Consider the following 1,107-nt stretch of genomic DNA (forward strand, 5'->3'; position numbering starts at 1 on the left):
AAAAGCAGTGAAATCAATTTAACCAATGCAGATGTTCACGCTGAAAATGGTACTGGAATTTTTGTTGGAGCTTTTACTAACGATAACATGGAAGATATTCCAGGTTTGTCAATCGGTACAGTCAATCTCAAAAATTCAGAAATCCATGCTGATGTATTGTTAGGAGATGGTCTTTTCGAAGATCCAAAATCTTGGAAAAATGACAATTATTGGAACAATAAAGAGGTTAAAGCGATCTCCAACGGCACCTTCACATTAAGCGCTGATCATTCAACTTTAGAAGGCAGAGCAAATATTTCTAAAGACAGAAATGTACGTTTTGATCTAAAAAACAAGACACAATGGATCGTAAAAACCAGCGCAACAGAACTCAATGATGATGGCAAACACCTTGATATTGCTCAAAGATCACGTTCTGATATTTCTGTACTTAGTCTCAACAACAGTTCTATTGTTTTTGATGGACTGGTAGACGATCATTATCACACATTGCATATAGGATCTGGTAAACCAGATACGCAAACAGTCTACAACGCCTCTGGTGACGCAAAGATTTACTTCAACATTGCTTGGAGTGATGGCGTAAAAAGTGCCGATCAAAAAACCGATAGACTTCTGATCCACGGTGATGTCTCAGGCTCCACAACAGTTTATATCAAAAGCGATTCAGGAGATGAAAGTAGTGTAGTAAATGCTGCTGATCCTTCAAATATAGGTGGCCTCTCGCTCATTCAAGTATCTGGAAAAGCACAAGAAGACTCTTTCAAACTCGAGAATGGCTATACCACAAGAAATCGTTTGCCTTATAAATATACGCTAACGGCCTATGGACCAGAGTCAAGCCACGGTACAGCCGATGTTGCACAAAGCCTCTTTGATGAAAAGAATGAAAATTTCTGGGATTTCCGCTTACATAAAGAAATTCTTGAAACGGATTCTGGTTCTGGTCCAAGTGTGATCGTCCCTGTAGCACAAACAGCAAGCTATTTGGTCATGCCAAATGCTCTCTTCTATAGTGGATTAACAGATATGGCTAAACAAAACGCACTCTTAGCCAATATCAGAACATCTGTCTTAGGAAAAGAAGAAGAAAAACAAACCGGTTTC

At 39.0% G+C, this 1,107-nt stretch carries 1 pseudogene; it reads left to right on the forward strand.

Annotated elements, in window-relative coordinates:
- A pseudogene (locus ACFILN_RS08400) lies at positions 1-1,107 on the forward strand (autotransporter outer membrane beta-barrel domain-containing protein); the annotation flags it as partial.

It is taken from the genome of Bartonella sp. CL434QHHD, from assembly GCF_042195145.1.
Classification (GTDB): domain Bacteria; phylum Pseudomonadota; class Alphaproteobacteria; order Rhizobiales; family Rhizobiaceae; genus Bartonella.